Genomic DNA, 1,308 nt, shown 5'->3' on the forward strand with positions numbered 1-1,308 from the left:
CAGGGAAAGATTACGAAACCCCTTGCCCTGCAAGGACTTGCGAAAGGTAGCTGTTGCTACGGTTCGCTTTTTTCTGCTTTCTTTTGATCCCAGCTTTGAAGCTGGTTTCTTCCGTCAGCAGGTTTAAAGCAATATGCCTTATAACTGCTAAGTTCTCACCAGCTTGCTCTCGACGTATCCGACATTCATCTTCTTTAAAACCAACATCTAATCGCCAGTGCATCTGATTTTCAATGCTCCAATGTGCTCGCGTGCTCTCTAGTAAAGCCTTAGCCGTTAGTTTTGCTGAGCTTATGTAGTGCTTGACTTGCATTGTTTCTGCTGGCTTATCACCTTCTTGACGAATTGAAACGACCATACCAATTGTGGAGAGTTCGGCCCAACCAAACGCTATATCGCCTAAGAAATCTGTATTGTGAACAACCATACTCAAACGTGTTTCTGTACGACCATGACCTTTCTCTTGAGTGACGTATTTATCACCTTCAAAACTATTAATCATACTAGAATTAAACTCTTGGCTAATCGCTTGCTCCAATCGTTTTTGATTGCCTTTTACCGCTAAGAGGTAATCTGCATCTTGAATGACTATCTTTTCAGCTATATCCTTCTGGCATCCCATAGCATCAATCGTCACTAAACAACCTCGCAAGGAAAGCATTTCAAGCAGTTCAGGAATCGCTTTGATTTCATTGCTTTTATCTGCAGTTTTAACTTGTCCTAGTACAACTTGGTTTGCTGAACTAAACGCACTAACCATATGGATTGCACCACAACGCTTGTCTTTGTTGTATGTACCTCTGAGAGTTTTGCCATCGATAGCAATAACTTCGCCCTCAGTCGCTTCATGACAGTCTTTCATCCACGCAGTAAAGCATCGTTGCAGTTGCTTAGCGGAGATTAGATTGATAACTCGGGCAATGGTATCGTGTACCGGTATGCCTTGTTTGAAATCACCATACTGTCTAAGCCAATCCAAGTTATCTTCACCAAAATCTTCAATATCCTCCCAACCTTCAGCACCAGCAATCACTGCTGTAATCGTTAAGAAGATAATGTCGGTTAGCGTGTGCTCTATTTTCCAAGCTTGGCGAGGGTCTCGAATAACTGATATATGGTCCAAAAGGCTTAATCCGTTCATTAGGCTAAATATCTGCTGTTAAAAAACAGTATATGATCACACCTAAATCTGATCATCAAATCGATCTTGAATGTATTGAAATTATTGTGATTTAAATGTACAAATTAGTGGAAACATCACTTCACGTCACCCCTTATGCCATAAAGGATTTTCATGATCTTGCCCTG

General features: G+C 41.1%; 1 protein-coding gene. It reads right to left on the reverse strand.

Going from position 1 to position 1,308, the window contains the following annotated elements:
• Nucleotides 1-10: 10 nt before the first annotated feature.
• Nucleotides 11-1,141, reverse strand: coding sequence for an ISAs1 family transposase (locus tag R7Z77_RS23955; RefSeq protein WP_318136873.1), 1,131 nt, complete (start codon nt 1,139-1,141; stop codon nt 11-13).
• Between the last annotated feature and the right edge of the window lie 167 nt (nt 1,142-1,308).

This window comes from Vibrio sp. 1401 (genome assembly GCF_033340295.1).

Coding starts and splice junctions, on each gene's coding strand:
- R7Z77_RS23955 (WP_318136873.1), bottom strand. CDS start 1,141: ATGAACGGATTAAGCCTTTTGGACCATATATCAGTTATTCGAGACCCT.